Genomic DNA, 19,629 nt, shown 5'->3' on the forward strand with positions numbered 1-19,629 from the left:
AGGCACTAATCTGACCCACAGAGTGATGAACACTAAGACTCGTTACAGTGTCTCTACCCCTTTATCCAATCACCTTGGATAGTGTAAAACAATGCTTATGTCTTCCACGGGATTTAAGATACAAGACTGGCGTATTGAAAACCTGGCTACCTCGTAGGCATCTTATGCCGATATCACGATAAGGACAGTACGCGCACATTTCATCGAGGCCAGGGGATAGTACCCCGTTAACAGGCCGGATATACGAGAGCAATCCTGTCCCTGTCATACGCATCAAAAAAGTCTTGCAAGCTGGGAGGAGACCATATACGAGGTAGCGACACTATCTTGTGCGTAATAATGTGTTTGTTCACTATGCCAGTCAGTAAGTATTTACTATAACGGCAAGTCCTTGATACAATGAGGCGTTTACTACTCTGGTGAACCCATGCGCATCATCCAAGAAGCTCTCACCTTTGACGACATTCTGCTGTTGCCCGCGCACTCGACGGTGCTACCCAAAGAAACAAGCTTACAGACGCGCTTAACGAGAGACATTTCCCTTAATATTCCGCTGCTGTCCGCAGCAATGGATACCGTTACCGATTCTGGCCTGGCTATTTGTTTGGCACAGGAAGGTGGGCTTGGCATTATCCATAAGAATTTAAGTGTCGAAGAGCAGCGTGATCAAGTGGCCATCGTCAAGAAATTTGAAAGCGGCGTTATTAAAGATCCCATTACAGTGACGCCTACTACGACAATTGATGAAGTTTTACGTTTGACCCGACAACATAAAATTTCGGGTGTGCCGGTGATCGATGGTGACGAGTTGGTGGGCATTGTGACTCACCGTGATTTACGCTTTGAAACACGTTTGGATGCACCGGTTTCGAGTGTGATGACACCAAAAGAACGTTTGGTGACAGTGCGTGAGGGCGCTTCGCGTGAAGAGGTGATGGCGTTATTGCATCAGCATCGTATTGAGAAAGTGCTAGTAGTTAACGATGCTTTTGCCTTACGCGGCATGATTACGGTTAAGGACATTCAAAAGGCCACTGATTTTCCCAATGCATGCAAAGATGATTATGCGCGTTTGCGTGTTGGCGCGGCGGTTGGTACCGGTGGTGATTGTGAAGAACGCGTTGATGCGTTAGTAGGCGCAGGTGTTGATGTAATTGCTGTTGATACCGCACATGGTCATTCACAAGGGGTGCTGGATCGTGTTAGTTGGATTAAAAAACACTATCCTGATATCCAAATCATTGGTGGCAATATTGCGACGGCCTCAGCGGCCAAGGCTTTAGTTGCTGCGGGTGCTGATGCCGTTAAAGTGGGTATTGGCCCTGGTTCTATTTGTACCACTCGTATTGTCACGGGTGTCGGTGTGCCGCAAATTACGGCAATCGCTAATGTTGCTGAAGGTCTTAAAGGGACAGACGTCCCTTTGATTTCTGATGGTGGTATTCGCTTTTCTGGTGATCTGGCCAAGTGTATTGCTGCCGGTGCGCATGCTGTCATGATCGGTAGTATGTTTGCCGGTACAGAAGAATCGCCAGGTGAAGTTGAACTGTTTCAAGGTCGATCTTATAAGTCTTATCGTGGCATGGGCTCGATTGCTGCGATGCAGCAAGGTTCGAGTGATCGCTATTTTCAGGATACCTCAGCGGTTGAAAAACTGGTGCCAGAAGGTATAGAAGGTCGTGTTCCATATAAAGGCACTGCAGTGGCAATTATTCATCAGCTTATGGGTGGTTTGCGTGCGAGTATGGGTTATACCGGTTGCGGGGATGTTGCAACGATGCGCACCAAGCCAGAGTTCGTGCGGGTAACGGGTGCTGGTATGCAGGAAAGTCACGTTCATGACGTGACCATTACACGAGAAGCGCCCAATTATCGCATCGACAGAAGCTAGCCTTGAGTACGATGACAGATACTCTGGCCTATCAGGCACATGACTACCGCATTCTCATTCTTGATTTCGGTTCGCAAACTACCCAGTTAATTGGTCGTCGCGTGCGTGAGGCAGGGGTATATTGTGAAATATATCCCTACGATGTCAGTACGGAAGAAATTATAGCCTTTGACCCACAGGGCATTATTCTCTCCGGCGGGCCAGAATCGGTTGTTGATAGTGAAGCGGTTGCCGCACCACAAATCGTGTTTGATCTTGCCGTGCCCGTACTGGGTATTTGCTATGGAATGCAAACGCTAGTTGCGCAATTAGGTGGTGTCGTTGAGTCGTCTACGATGCGCGAGTTTGGCTATGCTGAAGTTACTGTCAGTGCTGATTCAGTGTTGTTGAAAGATATTAAAGACCGCACTAACGCTGACGGCCGAGCATTGCTTGACGTATGGATGAGTCACGGTGATCGCGTTAGTAAAATGCCGGATAATTTTCGTGTCATTGCCAGCAGTGAACATGCAGCGTATGCGGCTATAGCCGATGAGTCACGCCATTATTACGGTTTGCAATTTCATCCTGAGGTTGTTCATACCAAGCAAGGTGAGAATCTTTTAGGGCGATTTATTCATACTATTTGTCAGTGCCCATCAAATTGGACGCCTGCTAATATTGTTGAAGAGAGTATAGCTGTCATTCAGCAACAAGTGGGCAATGACAAAGTATTGTTAGGTCTGTCGGGTGGCGTTGATTCTTCTGTTGTTGCTGCCTTATTGCATAAGGCCATAGGCGACCAACTAACGTGTGTGTTTGTCGATACCGGCTTGCTACGTCTTGACGAGGGCGACCAGGTTATGGCTGCTATGGCGCAGCATATGGGTGTGAATGTTATTCGTGTTAATGCGGAGAAATTATTTTTCGATGCATTGCTTGAAGAAACTGATCCAGAGAAAAAACGCAAAATCATTGGCGGCTTATTTATTGATGTCTTTGATGCTGAATCCGCCAAAATCAAAGACGTAAAATGGTTGGCGCAAGGGACAATTTACCCCGATGTTATTGAATCGGCTGGTTCACGTACAGGTAAGGCGCATGTTATTAAGTCACACCATAATGTCGGTGGTCTGCCTGAGCGTATGCAGCTTAAATTACTTGAGCCGCTGCGTGAATTATTCAAAGACGAAGTGAGGAAAATAGGTGTTGAGCTAGGTTTGCCAACTGAGATGGTTTACCGTCATCCATTTCCTGGCCCCGGCTTGGCTGTACGTATTCTCGGCGAAGTAAAAAAAGAATATGCCGATTTGCTGCGTAAGGCAGATGCCATTTATCTTGAAGAATTACGTCAGGCAGGTTGGTACGATAAAACCAGTCAGGCCTTCGTTGTATTTCTACCTGTCAAATCAGTCGGTGTTATGGGCGATGGCCGTCGCTATGATTATGTTGTCGCGCTACGCGCCGTTGTTACCAGCGATTTTATGACAGCACACTGGGCTGAGCTGCCTTATGATTTGCTGGGCCGTATTTCTAACCGCATCATCAACGAAGTCGATGGCATCTCTCGCGTCACTTACGATATTTCTGGTAAACCACCGGCAACTATTGAGTGGGAATAGGCGTGCGCGAGCTGCCTTTGTCTAGCCAGAATGAGCAAGATAGACATTGGATGCGCCATGCGCTGAGTTTGGCGAATAAAGCCGAGCAAGCAGGTGAAGTGCCGGTCGGTGCGTGTATTGTTAAAGCAGGGCAGTTGATTGCTGAGGGGTGGAACAGGCCGATCGGTGATGTTGACCCCACCGCGCATGCAGAGATTATCGTGCTGCGTGCCGCAGCAAAAGCTATGGATAATTACCGCCTGTTAGATGTCACACTCTATGTCACGTTGGAACCTTGTTCGATGTGTGCAGGCGCTATCATCCATGCGCGCATTAAGCGTGTGGTGTATGCGGCGACAGACCCGCGAGCGGGTGCTGCGGGGAGTGTTATCGACGTATTCTCTAATGCTGCTTTTAATCATCGTGTAGAGATCAGTGGCGGTGTCGCAGCAGAAGAAAGTTCACGGCTGCTGAGAACTTTCTTTCGCAAACGTCGTGGCTAATCATTCCTGGTGATGTATTTTGGTCAGCGTTATTGTATTGCTTTGTTGCTCTTGCTGATTATTATGCCAGTGATTGCATTTTGCGAACCTGATGTTATTGAACAAACGCGTTATTATAATGTTGAAGGTGACAGCCCTCAGTCGATTCGACAAAGCATGAATACGCAGCGCAGAATGTTTGTCAAAGGGGGTTACGATGCCTATGTTTCGTGGTTTTTGGCATGGCGTTTTCGCTACGATGATGATCTAAAGGGCTGTAAAATCAATACGGTCTCTACCAAGCTTAAGGTCAGGTATATATTGCCTCGCTGGGTCGGTGGCGAACGATCTTCATCGAAAATTCTCATTGCAACTAAGGCACGTTGGCAAAAATATTATGCTGCTTTGCTTGAGCACGAGCATGGCCATCGAGATTGGGGTATCAATGCAGCTACAGCTATTGAGCAGCGGTTACTGGCGATGCCTTATGCTCGAGATTGTTTATCGCTACGGCGTGATGCACAGAGTCTAGCAGTAAGAGTGCTGGCTAATTATCTACGGCGGGAAAAGCACTATGACCGTGATACAAGATATGGTGCAACTCAAGGCGCCGTTTTCCCTTAGGACTTGTGTAACCCTTGGCTGTTACTGTAATTTAAGAGTCAATAGCCCGAGATTATGAGGCTTCTCTGAACTGGAGAGATGAGGCTTGCAAGGGGCTGTATTCCTCGCTCAACTGATCGTAATATTTTCTGATGTTGGTGACATAAGTCACTGCCTCTTTACCGCGTGCATAGCCATGACGTGTGGTGGTGTGCCAACGTTTTTGTTGCAATAGCGGCAGTGCTGTTTTGATATCAAGCCATTTATTACGGTTACCACCACGCTCTTCAGCGAGAATTTGTGCATCTCTTACATGGCCAAGTCCGATATTGTAAGCGGCGAGTGTCAGCCATGTTAGATCGGGCTCTGTTACCGAATCTTTTAGCAATGCTTTGAGCTGGCTGAAGTATTTGGCGCCACCCCAGATGCTTTGTACTGGGTCGAGTCGATTTTCTACGCCCAGCTGTTGGGCAGTAGGCAGTGTTAGCATCATGATTCCACGTACGCCAGTCGGTGATTTGGCATCAGGACGCCAGTGTGATTCCTGGTAACCGATCGCAGCAAGTAATTGCCAGTCAACACCATGTCGAGCGCCAGCCTGAATGAAAAATGGTTCAAATTCGGGTAAGCGCTTTTGGCGGTGCTGATTAAACCATTTGGTCTCGACATAATTAAAATTATCTAGATGACCGTAGTAGCGCTCGAGCAGCCGATCCATTTCGCCGCTATTTTTCAACTCGCTGATAAATTCATTGGCAGCTCGAAACAGGCTGCTGTCCTGAGATAGGGGAAAGGCCCAGGCAAGCGACTCAGGTTCTGTCAGGTTAAAGGCGACACGTAGTTCCGGGTAGAGGCGACGATTAAGGGTCATCGTGTTTGAGTCAGCAATGGTTAAATCGAGATCCCGTCGCCAAACTCGATCAAGCATTTCTTCTTCATCGCTATTGTCGCTTTCTATCCATGCTAAGCTTTGATGCTCTTTTTTTAGCTGGTTTAGTAATTCAGCATGACTGCTGCCAGCAATGACGGCCAATTTTTGCTTGCCAATGCTATTAATATTTTTCGGTTTTGTGCCGGTTGATCGATAGATAAGTTGTTGTTCTATTTTCTGGTATGGCTCGCTAAAACGTACTAACTTCTTTCTGTCGTTAGTGACAGTGAGCCCAGCTGCTGCGAAATGAACTTCATTGTTTGCAACCATGGGAATGACTTCGTGTAAATTGCCCGATACGATTAGACTAAGCTCGGCATTCAATGATTCTGCGAAGCGCTTAAGTAATTCATACTCAAGACCGGACGGCCCATCATTGCCTTCGTAGTAGGTGGTGGCGCTATTTCGGGTTACGACGACAAGTTGTTTTGATTCTTTGACTTGCTGTAATACAGAGGTGGATTGATTGCACGCAGAAAGACTTAACATCGTTGCTACAGCCAGCGATAATAGCCAGGGCGTAGAACGTTTTGTTGGGTTAAGTGCAGAGAAAAAAACCATTTCAGAGCCATTGCTGTAGAATTATATAATATAATTAAGCAGGTTTGAGTTTATCGAAACTGCTAATAAAGCAAGTTAAATCCTAGCATGATTAGGCGCTAATTTCTAGGTGCCAAGTGGTGTTTGGTGACCAAAATGGAGAGGTACCGAAGCGGTCATAACGGCACCGACTCGAAATCGGTTGGGGGCGTGAGCCCCACAAGGGTTCGAATCCCTTCTTCTCCGCCATTTTATCAAGAGTTGCGAGTTGTCTCTGCGTTTAGCAGGAAGCTATAGCACATTTCAGCATAGCTAACTCGCTATGCCCGACAGTCTCTTTACTGTTAAGTTCAATTGATCCCTAATCAATGTTGGCCGCTAGAGCTAAAAATTCCCGCTTAGATAGGCGAGCACCATTGGCGCATGAGTTACTTATAATAGTTATTACGCAGATTTTTTAATAGGGCCCAATTCTTTACTAATAGTTGTTAGCAACACATTGTTATCAACCGGTTTCTGAAGAAATGCTACAGCACCAGCTGCAAGTGCTTTTTCTTCATTCTGCCAGGGATCCCTTCCCGAGAGGATGATTACCGGCATGGTGTTTAGCCCCATGTCTTCGAGTCGTTGCAAAACGAGGAACCCATCGCCAGCTGGCAAACCAATATCGAGTAAAATCAAGTCAGGGTCTGCCTTGCGGGTGGCGGAGATTGCCGTGATAGCATCTGTGGCGGTAACCACGTCGTAACCACTCATTCTCAGTCGTGCCAAAAGTCCTTTTAACTGGTCTTTATCATCTTCGATAATTAATATTTTTTGCTTTGTCATGCGACGACCTCCTTATCGATAGCGCTATTTTCAATCATTCTTTCAACTGTCTGAACAATCTCTGCTTGCTGTGTGAGTAATGCTGTTTCGTACTGGTTTGATGTATGTCGTGAAAAGACAGGCTCATGGGTGATTTCCAGTTCAAGGCGCGAATTATCCAATTCTTCGCATAACCGCAGTCTCTTTGCCAGTCGATTGCTGAGTGCGCTGGCACCGTTGTAATCTGCGGTGGCAACAACGAAGAGCGTTTTATCTAATACAGTTCTATTTTGTCTTGGCAACAGCACATCACAGCCATGCAGGATGGTTTTTCCAACGACTTGGCGTGCGGTTTGCAGCGCCACTTCGTTATCCGTATCCGGTTTATTAGTCCCACGGGGATGGAGGTTAATTTTAACCAGACTGAGATCACTACTGTCTTGCTCCCAGGTATTGAAAACAGGCTCCATAAAGCGCTTGATTGAATAAATAGGCAGCGTGAAATAGAAATTACTGCCTTCTCCTTCCTCGCTATCCACCCAGATTCTGCCCCCGTGATAGTCAACCAGTTCCTTGCAAATATGCAGGCCAAGCCCTAGGCCGCTAAGCCCCGTATCGATGGATGGGTCCTGCTGGTATAGTCGATCGAATATTTTTTTTGCATTTTCCGGTTGAATCCCTTCGCCGGTATCACTGATTGAAATCAGCACATTGTCGGGTTCATTGGCATGTATTTGCGCCTTCACGGTGATTGCCCCGCCTGCGGGAGTGAACTTGTTGGCGTTATCAATGAGGTTTGTCAATATCTGGCGAACCCGCACTGGATCAGCAAAGACGGCGGGAAGATTGCTATCGATGTCGACGAGCAGATTGATACCCTTGTCAGCGGAAGCTGGGCTGAGGGCATTGATGCTCTCGTCGAACACCGCACCCAAATCTGTGTGTCGGGGTTCAAAGCTGAGTTTGCCTGTGTCCGCACGACTCATTTCAAGCAGGTCATCAATCATTTTGCGTAGCTGTTTGGAATTACGCATGATGATTTCCAGAAATTCGGTCTGTTCCTCGTTAATGTCGCCTGCGGCACCGTCCAGCAGCAGTGAACTGAACTGGTAGATGGAGGCCATGGGTGAGCGCAATTCGTGGGAGATATGCGAGATAAAGGCATCCTTTCTCTGGGTATCCTTTTTCCGCATCTGGTCAACAACTTGCAATAGGCGCTGACGTTCAATGGAATGGCGTATGGTGCGCATCAGCAGGGAGCAGCTGAGTCCGGTTTTGTCGAGGTAATCCTGAGCGCCTTCTTGCATGCACTTGAGTGCGGTTGACTCGTCATTCAACCCGGTTAGGACAATGACAGGGGTGTTTTTATTAGGCTCATGTATTTTTTTAAATGTTTCGATGCCATTACTGTCAGGTAGGTTGAGATCTAGTAACACGGTATCGAAGTCAGTCTCGGCGAGTGCGCGCAGGGCATTTTCAAGCCGGTCGCTGATCGTTATATTGACTGAAACCCCGGGAGCATCGGAAATAATATCCTGCAGATAATCTGCATCGCCGGAGTCATCTTCGACCAATAATATATTTAATACGGGTGAATTCATGCTAGGCAAGCTCTGAATGCTGATTGCAGCAGGAAGGTAAAATTGATGTACGCATCCAGAATTGTTCAATGTGCTGAATGGATGCCATAAAATTTTGCAGCCCAACCTCTTTTCTGACATAGGCATTTGCGCCATGAGCGTATGAGTCGCAGATATCTATCTTGTTTATTGAGGTGCTGAGGATGACGACCGGGATGTGGCAGGTATTAGGGTCTGTTTTGATCTCACGCAGAACCTCACGGCCATCTTTTAAGGGCATATTAAGATCAAGCAAAATCAAATCAGGGAGCACAGCATGTTCATAGACCCCTTTTTTGTACAAATAGTCCATGACGACGTCACCATCATCCAGCGTGGATATGTCCAACTTTGAAGCACAGTCATCCAGAATATCAATGAGCATATCCTGGTCACTCTTATCATCATCAACGATTAACACATGAATTGTTGTCTGCTGCATTTCTTGCTCTCTCACCGAGTATTACTATTCAAGGTTTTTGGGTCGTGAAGCGATTTGCTGATCGTAAAAAAGAATGTAGCCCCTTTGCCAGAGTCAGACTCAGCCCATATTCGGCCATCATGTCGTTCAACACAGGTCTTGCAGATTGCTAGGCCAATTCCTGTGCCATCATATTTATTGTGCGTGTGCAGCCGTTTGAAGATAGAAAAGATGCGTTGGGCTTGCTGGCTGTCAAAGCCGATACCTTCATCGCGCACCGAGAACTCCCATTCTTTTTCATATTCAATGACGGCAATATGTATGCGCGGTGGTTTATCGCCACAAAACTTTATTGCGTTGCTTATAAGGTTTTGCAGGACTTGCTCTAGCTGTGTTTTTTTGCCACTGACTACTGGTAAATCGTCGTGTGTAATTTTTGCCTGGGATTTATTAACGGATAGTTCAATATTCTCCAGTGCGGTCTTGAGCACTTCGTTCATATCAAGAGTTTCGGATTGATCAGTTGACTGTGACGCGCGGGAATATAGCAGCAGGTCATGGATCAGTCGATCCATGCGCTGGGTACCATCAGTTATGTAGCCAATATACTTGTTGCCTTTTTCGTCAACCTTGTCTGCATAGCGCTGGGCGAATAGCTCAGCGTAATTTGAGATCTTGCGCAGTGGTTCACGCAAGTCATGTGATGCGATATAGGCAAACTGTTCAAGCTCCTGGTTTGACTGCTCTAGACGGGTCATCGTAGTCACAGCATGCTTATTGGCTACTGTCAGTGCCAATTCGCTTGCTTTTGACTTTTCAAGCACCGTGCCAAGCGTCTTGTTGGTAATGTCCAGTTGTCGATGGATACGAATATAATCCAGCACCAGGCCAGAAAAGGGCACGGCATAGGCGATGATCTTCAGGAAATGGGCAATATTGAAGTGGTTATCAAACAGTGCCGTAGAGCCGAAAGCCATATGAATTTCAACAACGACCTGTGGTATGGCGCTGAGCACCAGGGCATGAGCGAACAGGCTTGGGTTCTTCTTGTAAAATCTAGGATAGATATACAGACCTGCAATCAGGAATAACAGCAGGGGTGCTACGTCCCATGGTCTTGTAATCGCTGCGTCAGGGAACATTGTCTGTGGCAGTTGAGCGTGAGTGGCCGCGTAATCAATGACCAAGTAGGCAACCAGCACAAAAACCAGGCTGACGACAACAAAGTAGCTGAACTGGGACTTGATCTTGTTGATATTACTTAGCAGAAGAAAGCTGATGCCAAGGACCATGATGGACGCATTGAATACCCGACTAATCGCCCAGGTAAATGGAACCAGGCTGTTGTTTTCAGCCAAGGCCTCGATCAGGCGTGTCGCTGCTAGGGTATGAAAGGCATCCATGCAACCGGCACAGAGCAGGGCAAAACCAATGATAGGTGTTGTGATATTACCCGTGATGCGGTAATGCGAAAATGCCAGTACGAAGGTAAAAATCGCTATGCTGAATGCAGCCCATTCAAGCAGGGCATGGGTAAAGGCTCCATTTAGCTGGTAGAACAGTGCATCGGTCAGGTGTGCTGGAGACAGTGCACCTGCAGTTGACAGATCAAGGACTTTGGCCGGCGATGCGAAATCAATACCGAGTGTATTTAACAGAAACGGCAATACGCAGACTATCACGATGCCAAATAGCATCCAGCGCGGGAGTTTTGTTAATTCTTCCTGTTTTGGCCAGCTAGTCTGTACGGCTGGTTGTTCGATTACCGTTGCAGAAGCCAGTACAGCTTCATTCGAGTTCTGCATATAACACTTTCCCTGTGTACGATAGTTTAGTTCTGCCAGCAGAACTTACCGACCACACAAATCCCTATGTGATGGACATTATTAAGTCAAACTATGTCAATTAAGATATGTGGACTAAAAATGTATTCCCCCACTCTTTATTTGAGTGGTTATGTATAACTATCGGCAAGCCGGGCTATTCCTTGACATTATAAGAAGAACTATTTCCGGATCACGTTTTTAGATGGGTCTGTGTGTTTTCTGGTTGTTGACCGGTTAGTTATGGTTGAACATTTGCATTTAGTTTTGCCTTCTTAATAAGGATTGCTTCTTACTTAATGTTTGATTTTTCTACTTATGGAAAAAATTAACAAAGAGATTCCCAAAGAGAGTGAGCAGGTCAATAATCTGAGAAAAAAACGAAACAGGTGTCTGCTGGTTCCATATATCTATGCTGACAGTATACTGATACGCTATGTAGTAACTATATAGTGACTCTCCAGCAGCCTTGGACGATGAGCCCTAGGCGGGATGATCATGTTATATAATAAATTGCCAATACTTATAGCTGGTTATATGGGTAAATTAAAAATGTTTAAAGCAATTGACAATGATTTTCTTGTGCCATTTGACAATAGTTTTTCAATAGCACATAGCCTAACAAAAATAGAAGATCTTAGTTATGGTAAAAAAGCATATCAAAAAAACCTAAGCCAATTAAATGATCGTATCGACGATGATCAAAAAATGTTGCATGCCCAGGATGAGTATGCCGTGTTATTGGTATTTCAGGCGATGGATGCAGCTGGTAAAGACAGCACGATTCGCGCTGTAACGCGCGGCATTAATCCTGCCGGTTGCCAGGTGTTTAGTTTTAAGCAACCATCAAAAGAAGAACTGGATCACGACTTTCTCTGGCGCACGGCTAAGCGTATGCCTGAGCGGGGGCGTATTGGTGTTTTTAACCGTAGCTATTACGAAGAAGTATTGGTTGTCCGTGTGCATCCAGAGTATTTGCGCTATCAGCGCCTGCCGAACAGGGTCGAAGATAGCGAATTATGGTGCCAACGTTATGAGTCAATTCGCCAGCATGAGCATCATTTGGCAAGAAATGGTACGGTCATCATTAAATTTTGGCTTAATGTTTCCAAAGCAGAGCAAAAACAGCGGTTTCTGGCGCGAATTGATACCCCGGAAAAAAACTGGAAATTTTCATCTTCAGATATTGAAGAAAGACAGCATTGGGATGATTATATGGCGGCTTATGAGGCCGCGTTGAATGAGACTTCTCGCCCCTGGGCGCCCTGGTATGCAATCCCTGCTGATGATAAACGCGTCATGCGCATCAAAGTGGCAGAAATTATTGCCGAGACCTTGGAGTCGCTGGATTTAAAATACCCTAGCCTTGATACAAAACAAGCAGAGAAATTGCAACAAATAAGAAAAAACTTGGTGGCCAATAAGTAAAGCCTGTATTGATAAGAAAATATTTTAAGGGCAAATAAGCAAGGGTTAATGAGAATAGCTTTAGGTGTTGAATATAATGGTACTCATTTTAAAGGATGGGAGAGTCAACCTGGCCAACGCACCGTGCAAGGTTGTTTGGAAGTTGCCTTAAGTAAGGTCGCTAACGCTGAAATTAAAGTCGTTGCAGCAGGCAGAACCGATGCCGGTGTTCATGCCTTGGAGCAGGTTGTGCATTTCGATACGCAAGTGTCGCGTGATCCCTATAACTGGATGTTGGGTATCACATCAAGTTTGCCTAAAGATATTGCAGTGCATTGGGCAGCACGGGTCGATGATGAATTTCATGCACGTTTTAGTGCGCTGACGCGTCGTTACCGTTATTTATTGCTTAATCGACGCGCGCGCCCGGGTGTTTTGCCGGCAGCAATGAGCTGGCATCCACGTCATCTGGATGAGGCACACATGCATGAGGCGGCTCAGGCACTACTAGGAACACACGATTTCAGTGCGTTTCGTGCCTCGTCATGCCAGGCTCACACAGCGACGCGGCGTATTGTTGATATCAAAGTGAGCCGCCTGCACGACACCCTTATTATTGATGTCGAGGCCAATGCGTTTTTACACAATATGGTGCGTAATATCGCCGGCGTATTAATCGCCATTGGTGAGGGTGTGCGACCGGTATCGTGGGCAGCCGAAGTGTTAGCCAGTAAAGATCGGCGCCAAGGTGGAGTGACTGCTACGCCTGATGGCCTTTACCTGGTTGCGGTGACGTATCCGCAATCAGTGCAATTGCCTCAGCGTAGCAGTGACCTGGGTTTTTGTCTTTAAGATGCTTCTCTAAGCTGTTGCTAGCGCTGGCTACTGCCTGTTTCTATCTGCTATCCTTATATGTTTAATTATGACAGATGACGCATGGCGTTTATCTGCGTTACATGGTGTGATTGATGCGTACGCGAGTCAAATATTGTGGCATCACACGTCCAGCAGACGCACACATTGCGGCTGAGCTGGGTGTTGATGCGCTGGGTCTTGTGTTTTATCCGCCCAGCCCTCGCTCGGTGACGATTGAGCAAGCGCGCGAAGTGATTGCTGCGGTGCCCGCGTTTGTTACTATCGTCGCGCTATTTGTTGACCCTGAAGTTAGCGAGGTCGAAGCAGTACTCACCGAGTTGCCGATCGATCTTTTGCAGTTCCATGGTGATGAAAGCGCTGAGCAGTGTCAGCGTTATGACTGGCCTTATATCAAGGCAGTACGCATGCAGCAAGGTGTCGATCTGCCCACACTTTCAGCGCACCATGCACAGTCGCGCGGGCTACTATTAGATAGCTATCAAGCCGGTGTTGCAGGAGGCAGCGGCCAGACTTTTGACTGGGCGCGCGTGCCGAGTGGTATAGCGTGCCCCATTATTCTTGCTGGTGGTCTTACGTCAGATAATGTTGCCACGGCGATAGAGCAAATACAGCCCTTTGCTGTCGATGTCAGTGGCGGTATTGAGTCTGCCAAAGGCATTAAAGACAGCAGAAAAATGAAAGATTTTATACGGAGTGTAAACACTGTTGAAAGACGCAATGACTAAAGTAAATGACAGTAGTGATTTCGATGAACTGTTGAATCTGCCCGATGAAAATGGCCATTTTGGTCCCTATGGTGGTTGCTTCGCCGCTGAGACCTTAATGGAACCGATTGCCGAATTACGCGAAGCCTACGAACATTATCGTAGTGACCCCGAATTTATGGCCGAAATGGATGCCGATTTTAGCCAATTTGTTGGCCGCCCCTCACCGCTCTATCATGCGCAGCGCTGGTCTAAAAATCTCGGCGGCGCGCAAATTTATTTTAAACGCGAAGATCTCAATCATACCGGCGCACACAAAATCAATAACACAGTAGGCCAAGTGCTGCTAGCCAAGCGTATGGGTAAGACACGCATCATTGCCGAGACCGGCGCCGGCCAGCATGGCGTTGCTACTGCCACAGTGTGCGCTCGTATGGGACTTGAATGCGTGGTTTACATGGGCGCTGAAGATATCAAACGACAAATGATTAACGTCTTTCGTATGCGCTTGCTCGGCGCTGAGGTTGTCGCTGTAGAGTCAGGTTCCAAGACTTTGAAAGACGCATTGAACGAAGCCATGCGTGACTGGGTGACCAATGTTGATAACACCTTCTATATTATTGGCACCGTCGCTGGCCCACACCCTTATCCGGCAATGGTACGTGATTTTCAGGCCATTATCGGTCGTGAAGCGCGGGCACAGGCGTTAGAGCAAACAGGCAAGCTACCCGTTGCATTAGTTGCCTGTGTTGGCGGTGGTTCCAATGCCATGGGTTTATTCTACCCATTTATAGGAGACCATGATGTTGAGTTAATTGGTGTTGAAGCAGCCGGTGATGGCCTCGAAACAGGGCGTCATGCTGCGCCACTGAATGCTGGACGACCTGGCGTTCTGCACGGTAACCGTACCTACCTTATGCAAACCGATTCAGGTCAGATTATCGAAACTCATTCTGTTTCTGCGGGACTTGATTATCCTGGGGTTGGCCCAGAGCATGCCTGGTTGAAAGATTGTGGCCGCGCACAGTACGCCGTGGCAACCGATAATGAGGCGCTGGCTGCCTTTCATGATGTGACTCGCACCGAAGGCATTATGCCCGCACTGGAGACCAGCCATGCTTTGGCGCATGTGAAAAATATCGCGCGTGATTATGCTAAAGACGCAATGATTATAGTTAGCTTATCTGGTCGGGGAGATAAAGATATTCATACCGTAGCAGCACATGAAGGGATTGAAATATGAGCCGTATTGCTGCCTGTTTTTCAGATTTAGCCACGGCAGGCCGTCAAGCGCTTATCCCTTTTGTCACCGCAGGCGACCCCGAGCCAGGCATTACCGTGGAGCTGATGCATGCCATGGTCAACGCCGGGGCAAACATTATCGAGCTTGGCGTACCCTTTTCTGACCCGATGGCCGATGGCCCGGTTATCCAACGTGCTAGTGAGCGCGCACTTGCGCACAATGTCAGCTTGCATGACGTGTTGGGCATGGTGAAAATCTTTCGCCAACGTGACAATAAAACACCCATCGTCTTGATGGGTTATCTCAACCCTGTTGAAGCCATGGGTTATAAATATTTTGCTGAAAATTCGGCTAATGCCGGTGTCGATGGTGTACTGACGGTTGATTTGCCACCCGAAGAAGCAACAGATTTGGTGGCAGCACTAAAGGAAAAAAATATCGATCCCATCTTTTTATTAGCACCGACCAGTAATGCTCAGCGTATTACGCGTATCAATGTCATGGCTGATGGATTTCTTTACTATGTTTCTCTGAAAGGAGTAACCGGCGCAGCAAATCTTGATATCGATGCAGTGACCGCTAAATTGACGGAGATTCGCAGGCTGAGCAAGTTGCCTCTGGGTGTTGGCTTTGGTGTTAAAGAACCGTCTGATGCAGCAAACCTTGCAGCGATTGCTGACGCCGTTATTGTTGGCAGCACGCTGGTTAAGATAGTTGAGGAAAATATCGCCGAGCCTGCTAAAATACCGAGCATAATTAGTGAAACATTAAGCGCATTTCGTTATGCCATGGATAATGCAACGAAATGCTGATAACAAGAATTATTGAGTGGGAATAAATGAGTTGGTTTGAGAAACTATTGCCTTCGCGTATTCGTACGGAAGGGGGTTCGAAGAAGACGGTTCCTGAGGGTCTGTGGTCTCAGTGCCCCAAGTGCAGCGCCACTCTGTATCGCGCTGAATTAGAGCGTAATGCCAGCGTTTGCCCTAAGTGCGATCACCATCATCGTATCGGCGCACGCAGGCGACTTGATTTGTTTCTTGATGAAAATGATCGTGAAGAAATTGCAGCCAATTTACAGCCCATTGATATACTGAAATTTAAAGACAGCAAGAAATATAAAGATCGTCTTACCCAGGCACAAAAGAATACCGAAGAAAACGATGCGTTGATTGCCATGCGAGGCAAGCTTAAAGAAATGCCTGTTGTTGTGGTAGCCTTTGAGTTTGCCTTTATGGGTGGCTCCATGGGTTCGGTTGTTGGTGAGCGATTTGTTCGTGCAGCCGCAGCCGCAGAAGCAGCCTCGATACCGCTGATTTGTTTTTCCGCCAGTGGTGGTGCCCGCATGCAAGAGGCACTAATCTCCTTAATGCAAATGGCCAAGACCAGTGCCGCGCTAGCAAGTCTATCTAAAAAAGGTGTGCCATTTGTTTCAGTTTTGACCGACCCAACCATGGGTGGTGTGTCGGCAAGTCTTGCCATGCTGGGTGATATTAACGTTGGCGAGCCTAAAGCGCTGATTGGTTTTGCCGGGCCACGCGTGATAGAACAAACCGTTCGTGAAACCCTGCCAGAAGGTTTTCAGCGCAGCGAGTTTTTGCTCGATCATGGCGCTATCGATATGATTGTTGATCGACGTGAAATGCGCGATCGTTTGCATTCTTTGTTATCGATGTTGTCACCGTTAGTGGTTTCGGGGGACGTGGTGGAGTCGGTCGAGGTTGTTGAGTCTTAGGGGTTTCGTCATTATTGTTTCATGAATTGATCAAAGGCTTCCTTGGCCAAAAGTAACCAAAAGCATTGCTCTCACTTATCAGCCGCTGTCCCAGTGATTCCCTGAGTTGCGAGGCCAAACGCGATCGCTGCGGAACTCGTTCGTTTTACTCGCTCAGACAGTCCTCGCGATATTCCGCGTTTAAGCTCACAACCAGGCTGATAAAAAGGTCATGAACCCCAAAAACAAAAATACTATGTAGCCTGGATGTCGCGCAGCAGAATCCGGGATGGTTGGTTGTTTCAATTGAGCCCCGGATTTCGTTACACTTCATCCAGGCTACACTTGCTAAAGAGGCAATGGAATGAATCAAGACCATAGCAATCAATCTGGCTTAGGAAATAAATCTGTAGTTCCTCCTGAAATAAAAGGCTGGAACTGGGGTGCATTTTTACTTAACTGGATATGGGGAATTGGGAATAGCACTTACATAGCACTTTTAATGTTCGTTCCTTTAGTAAACATAATATTAATGTTTGTTCTGGGAGCTAAGGGAAATGAATGGGCTTGGAAAAATCGCTTGTGGCGTGATGTTGAGCATTTCAAAAAAACTCAAAAGAAATGGAGCATTGCTGGAGGAATAATCGTATTTGTAATTCTTCCACTAGTATTCTTTTCAATTTCAAATATGCTAAAAGGCGATGCATTTAACCTGTCCTTGGAAACCATCAAGTCAAATACAGAAGTAACTGAGTTACTTGGGTCACCAATTGAGCATGGATTCTTTGTAACAGGCAGCATTCAGATAGGCGGAGGTTCAGGGAAAGCCATATTATATTACACCGTAATCGGCCCAAAAGGCGAAGCTGAGGCATATGTTATTGCTGAAAAAGAGATGGGAAAATGGGTTTTAAGAGAACTTATTGTTTATGAAGAAGAACATAAAAGAAAAATAATAATTATTACATCTCAACAAAAAATGCATAACAAGTCGTTCCAGCGATAGTGTTCAACATTCTGTGTCATTTCTTCAAACTTCCTGTTACCAGAAATTTTTCAAAAGCTGAAAAAAACTATACCTATGTGTTTCCAAACCCTGGATAAATGGCTTCATTGGCAAGAAACCCTCAATCCCAAAAAGATTGATATGACGCTGGAGCGTGTGCAACACGTTCTGGCTGTAATGGAACTTTCCTCATTACCTTATATTGTCATTACTGTAGCTGGAACCAATGGTAAGGGTTCGTGCGTTGCGCTCTTGTCAGCGATACTGCGGGCGGGCGGGTATCGTGTTGGTGCTTACACTTCACCGCATATTTTGCGCTATAACGAGCGTATTGTGATTGATGATAAAGCGGTTGATGATGAAACGTTGTGCCAGAGTTTTGAGCGTATTGATAACGCACGTGGTGATACACCGTTAACCTATTTTGAGTTTGGCACGCTGGCCGCGATGGATATTTTTGCCCAATCTAATATCGATGTCGCCTTGCTTGAAGTGGGCTTGGGTGGGCGGCTCGATGCGACTAATGCAGTGGATGCTGATGCGGCATTGATCGCCAGCATCGCTATCGATCATGTGTCCTGGTTAGGTGATAACCGTGAGTTGATTGGTTTTGAAAAAGCCGGGATATTTCGGGCTGGCCGACCTGCGATCTGTGGTGATGCCGACCCACCGCAAAGCGTGCGGCGTGTTGCCGAGGAGCTGGGTGCTGATTGGTGGGGGGCTAACGAGCAGTTTGGTTATCGCAAGGAGCCTGGGGGTTGGAGCTGGTGGGGGGTTAATAAGCAACGCAGTGCATTACCTTATCCTGCGTTACGTGGTGAGGTGCAATTGGCCAATGCGGCGGCGGTTATCGCAGTGTTAGAGAGTCTATCTGAGCGATTGCCTTTGTCTCAAGCTGACATTCGTGCTGGTTTACAAAGCGTTGTGCTTGCCGCACGTTTTCAAGTAGTACCAGGGTCACTGGCACATCCAGTAACGCGTATCTATGATGTTGCCCATAATGTCGCGGCAGCCAATGAATTATCGAGTCGTCTGAAAAGTTTACCGAGTGAAGGCAAGACCTTTGCGTTGACAAGCCTTTTTGCTGATAAAGATATTCGTGGGGTAGTATCACCCTTGATAGACAAAATCGATAGCTGGCATATTTTTACATTGGATACGGAGCGTGCAGCATCTTTGGATCAGCTCAGCACTGCCTTGCTCGAATCAGGTGCTAAGCAATTTGATAGCCATGACAGCCCTGCTGATGCGTGGCAGGCGGTTTTGGCCAAGACTAAAGCGGGGGACCGAATCGTGATATTTGGTTCGTTTTATACTGTGGCGGCTATTATGCCTTTGGATGAGGCGTTGGCGGACGAGTCTGTACTTGAGTTTTAAACAGATTTAGGGGCTCCTTGGTCTTGACAATAATGCTATGATTGCGATTGTGCATTGAGTTGGTAAACTTCTCGTATTATGGCGAAAGCAAGTAGCCCACAATCTACTGGTAAGATGAAACAACGCGTAGTGGGCACGGCCGTTTTGGTTGCGCTATTTATTATTGTAGTGCTGATCTTGCCAAGTCGTAATGATGGTGAGGCTGAAGTATTGAAAGCTATTGAGATTCCGCCCAAGCCAGCGAATTTTAATGTGAAGGTGCTGCCGATAGAGGTGCCTAGCCCCCCGCGCAAACCCAAAATTATTCCGCAGCAAGCAGTAGGCTCGGCTCAAGATGAGCCTAATTCCAGTGCTGAATCTAGTTCAGAGTCGGCCGTGATACAGAAATTAGCCAAGAAACCGGATGTGAAGATTACCAACGATGCTAAGGCCAAGACGCCTACTGTAAGTGTCGCTCAAGAATGGGTGATTCAGGTGGGTAGCTTTGCTACGAAGGAAAACGCTGCAGGGCTGCATGATCGTCTTAAGGCCGATAATTATAAGGTCTTTGTTAAGGAAGTAAAAAGTAGCAGTGGGTCGAGTTATCGTGTGCTAATTGGTCCTAA

At 46.9% G+C, this 19,629-nt stretch carries 18 protein-coding genes and 1 tRNA gene; 14 read left to right on the forward strand and 5 right to left on the reverse strand.

Annotated features, from left to right (window positions below; all coding sequences use genetic code 11):
- Window positions 1-427 precede the first annotated feature (427 nt).
- Genes guaB through JKY90_06245 form a run of 4 tightly spaced genes read left to right on the forward strand, consistent with a single transcriptional unit; the run spans window position 428 to window position 4,577 of the window.
- Window positions 428-1,891, forward strand: a complete 1,464-nt coding sequence (guaB, locus tag JKY90_06230) for an IMP dehydrogenase (GenBank protein MBL4851861.1) — start codon at window positions 428-430, stop codon at window positions 1,889-1,891.
- An 11-nt stretch (window positions 1,892-1,902) separates the two neighbouring features.
- Window positions 1,903-3,492: a glutamine-hydrolyzing GMP synthase gene (guaA, locus tag JKY90_06235; protein MBL4851862.1), complete on the forward strand. Its 1,590-nt coding sequence runs from the start codon at window positions 1,903-1,905 to the stop codon at window positions 3,490-3,492.
- A gap of 11 nt (window positions 3,493-3,503) precedes the next feature.
- The gene (gene tadA / locus JKY90_06240; protein ID MBL4851863.1) at window positions 3,504-3,974 is read left to right on the forward strand and encodes a tRNA adenosine(34) deaminase TadA; all 471 of its coding nucleotides are present in this window, start codon (window positions 3,504-3,506) and stop codon (window positions 3,972-3,974) included.
- Window positions 3,975-3,983: 9 nt separating this feature from the next.
- Entirely contained in the window at window positions 3,984-4,577 is a 594-nt protein-coding gene (locus tag JKY90_06245; protein ID MBL4851864.1) for a DUF922 domain-containing protein, read from the forward strand.
- Between the two features lie 52 nt (window positions 4,578-4,629).
- Here JKY90_06245 and mltF read toward each other — a convergent pair whose 3' ends face one another.
- Complete coding sequence (gene mltF / locus JKY90_06250; protein MBL4851865.1) at window positions 4,630-6,048, reverse strand: membrane-bound lytic murein transglycosylase MltF; 1,419 nt, start codon at window positions 6,046-6,048, stop codon at window positions 4,630-4,632.
- A 137-nt stretch (window positions 6,049-6,185) separates the two neighbouring features.
- Between mltF and JKY90_06255 the strand changes: the two genes are divergently transcribed.
- Window positions 6,186-6,276, forward strand: a tRNA-Ser gene (locus tag JKY90_06255).
- A 195-nt stretch (window positions 6,277-6,471) separates the two neighbouring features.
- On the opposite strand, the gene JKY90_06260 is transcribed toward JKY90_06255, so the two are convergent.
- From JKY90_06260 to JKY90_06275, 4 genes are read right to left on the reverse strand one after another with little or no spacing between them, the layout of a single operon-like run.
- Window positions 6,472-6,855 (reverse strand): response regulator, encoded by a 384-nt coding sequence (locus JKY90_06260; GenBank protein ID MBL4851866.1) that lies wholly within the window; start codon window positions 6,853-6,855, stop codon window positions 6,472-6,474.
- The gene (locus JKY90_06265; protein ID MBL4851867.1) at window positions 6,852-8,435 is read right to left on the reverse strand and encodes a response regulator; all 1,584 of its coding nucleotides are present in this window, start codon (window positions 8,433-8,435) and stop codon (window positions 6,852-6,854) included. Before JKY90_06265 ends, JKY90_06260 begins: the two co-directional genes overlap by 4 nt.
- Window position 8,436: 1 nt before the next feature.
- Window positions 8,437-8,895 (reverse strand): response regulator, encoded by a 459-nt coding sequence (locus JKY90_06270; protein MBL4851868.1) that lies wholly within the window; start codon window positions 8,893-8,895, stop codon window positions 8,437-8,439.
- 11 nt (window positions 8,896-8,906) lie between these two features.
- A complete protein-coding gene (locus JKY90_06275; GenBank protein ID MBL4851869.1) occupies window positions 8,907-10,679 on the reverse strand; it encodes a hypothetical protein in 1,773 nt (590 codons plus the stop codon).
- 570 nt (window positions 10,680-11,249) lie between these two features.
- Between JKY90_06275 and JKY90_06280 the strand changes: the two genes are divergently transcribed.
- The 9 genes from JKY90_06280 to JKY90_06320 form a co-directional block, all read left to right on the forward strand.
- Window positions 11,250-12,125: a polyphosphate kinase 2 family protein gene (locus tag JKY90_06280; protein MBL4851870.1), complete on the forward strand. Its 876-nt coding sequence runs from the start codon at window positions 11,250-11,252 to the stop codon at window positions 12,123-12,125.
- A 48-nt stretch (window positions 12,126-12,173) separates the two neighbouring features.
- Complete coding sequence (gene truA, locus JKY90_06285) at window positions 12,174-12,956, forward strand: tRNA pseudouridine(38-40) synthase TruA (GenBank protein ID MBL4851871.1); 783 nt, start codon at window positions 12,174-12,176, stop codon at window positions 12,954-12,956.
- A gap of 116 nt (window positions 12,957-13,072) precedes the next feature.
- Window positions 13,073-13,705, forward strand: coding sequence for a phosphoribosylanthranilate isomerase (locus tag JKY90_06290; GenBank protein ID MBL4851872.1), 633 nt, complete (start codon window positions 13,073-13,075; stop codon window positions 13,703-13,705).
- Entirely contained in the window at window positions 13,698-14,927 is a 1,230-nt protein-coding gene (trpB, locus tag JKY90_06295) for a tryptophan synthase subunit beta (GenBank protein MBL4851873.1), read from the forward strand. Before JKY90_06290 ends, trpB begins: the two co-directional genes overlap by 8 nt.
- On the forward strand, window positions 14,924-15,739 hold the full coding sequence (locus tag JKY90_06300; protein ID MBL4851874.1) for a tryptophan synthase subunit alpha: 816 nt from the start codon (window positions 14,924-14,926) through the stop codon (window positions 15,737-15,739). Before trpB ends, JKY90_06300 begins: the two co-directional genes overlap by 4 nt.
- 26 nt (window positions 15,740-15,765) lie before the next feature.
- On the forward strand, window positions 15,766-16,662 hold the full coding sequence (locus JKY90_06305; protein ID MBL4851875.1) for an acetyl-CoA carboxylase carboxyltransferase subunit beta: 897 nt from the start codon (window positions 15,766-15,768) through the stop codon (window positions 16,660-16,662).
- A gap of 343 nt (window positions 16,663-17,005) precedes the next feature.
- Window positions 17,006-17,647 (forward strand): hypothetical protein, encoded by a 642-nt coding sequence (locus tag JKY90_06310; GenBank protein MBL4851876.1) that lies wholly within the window; start codon window positions 17,006-17,008, stop codon window positions 17,645-17,647.
- Between the two features lie 75 nt (window positions 17,648-17,722).
- Window positions 17,723-19,024, forward strand: coding sequence for a bifunctional tetrahydrofolate synthase/dihydrofolate synthase (gene folC, locus JKY90_06315; protein ID MBL4851877.1), 1,302 nt, complete (start codon window positions 17,723-17,725; stop codon window positions 19,022-19,024).
- Between the two features lie 78 nt (window positions 19,025-19,102).
- Window positions 19,103-19,629, forward strand: a 527-nt coding sequence (locus JKY90_06320; protein MBL4851878.1) for an SPOR domain-containing protein, incomplete at its 3' end; no start/stop codon positions are given.

The sequence above is a fragment of the Gammaproteobacteria bacterium genome, assembly GCA_016765075.1.
GTDB lineage: Bacteria > Pseudomonadota > Gammaproteobacteria.